The 954-nt window shown below is 47.8% G+C and carries 2 protein-coding genes; one reads left to right on the plus strand and one right to left on the minus strand.

Going from position 1 to position 954, the window contains the following annotated elements:
- Positions 1–315: DUF2301 domain-containing membrane protein (locus R7Q48_RS25305; protein ID WP_318132896.1), on the plus strand; the 315-nt coding region annotated here is incomplete at its 5' end.
- 35 nt (positions 316–350) lie between these two features.
- On the opposite strand, the gene R7Q48_RS25310 is transcribed toward R7Q48_RS25305, so the two are convergent.
- Positions 351–954: hydroxymethylglutaryl-CoA lyase (locus tag R7Q48_RS25310; protein ID WP_318132898.1), on the minus strand; the 604-nt coding region annotated here is incomplete at its 5' end.

Consider the following 954-nt stretch of genomic DNA (forward strand, 5'->3'; position numbering starts at 1 on the left):
AGTTGGTCTGGTTGGATAGGGGTGATCTTGATGGTCTGCGACCCAGAGTTAAATCGAGTGTGGCTCGCATTAGGCTTTATCTTTGTCACCTTTTCTGGAATTGCGTTGAAAGAGTCGTTCTGTTTCAAAGTTCTTGGTTTGAAATTGGTACCTACACTGTTGGTTGTGACGACATTTGCGTTGTGGTTCGAACAGTCAACCATTGTTGCAATCTCTGCGCTTCTTGCGGGTTTGATCATGGCCTACTTATCTATAGCAAAATGGTGCATGCCACTGCACTTTGATATCGGCATCAAAGCGAATTATGAAGTCTAATGGGCGGGTTAGTTGAGCCCGTCATGCAAAGTGCGTTATTCCATTCTATGACGTAATGCCTGCGAAACCTTCGATGTTGGTTGGCGTTGCAGCTCATCGCTTATCATCCATCCTGCTTTGGCTAACAGCTCTAAATCCACGCCAGTTTCAATGCCCAAGCCTTGGCATAAATACAACACGTCTTCTGTAGCAACATTGCCTGATGCACCATGTGCGTACGGACACCCTCCCAATCCTGCGACACTGCTGTCTACCGTGTTGATGCCCATGCTTAAGGCCTGGTAAATATTTGCCAGCGCTTGTCCCCATGTATCATGAAAGTGTACGGCGAAACGTTGGCTTGGAATGCGCGCTAGCACCGATTCCAGCATTTCTTTTACACGATTAGGCGTACCGGTTCCGATCGTGTCGCCCAAGGACACCTCGTAGCATCCCAACTCGATCAACGCTTGCGATATGTTGGCCACTTGTGTTGGAGATGTCGCCCCATCGTAAGGGCAATCGACGACGCACGATAGATATCCACGAACTGGAACATGGTATTTATCGGCCTGAACCATTAATGGCTCGAAGCGTTTCAAGCTCTCTGCAATTGAACAGTTTATATTATGCTGGCAAAAACCTTCAGAAGCCGAAGTG

It is taken from the genome of Vibrio sp. 378, assembly GCF_033339435.1.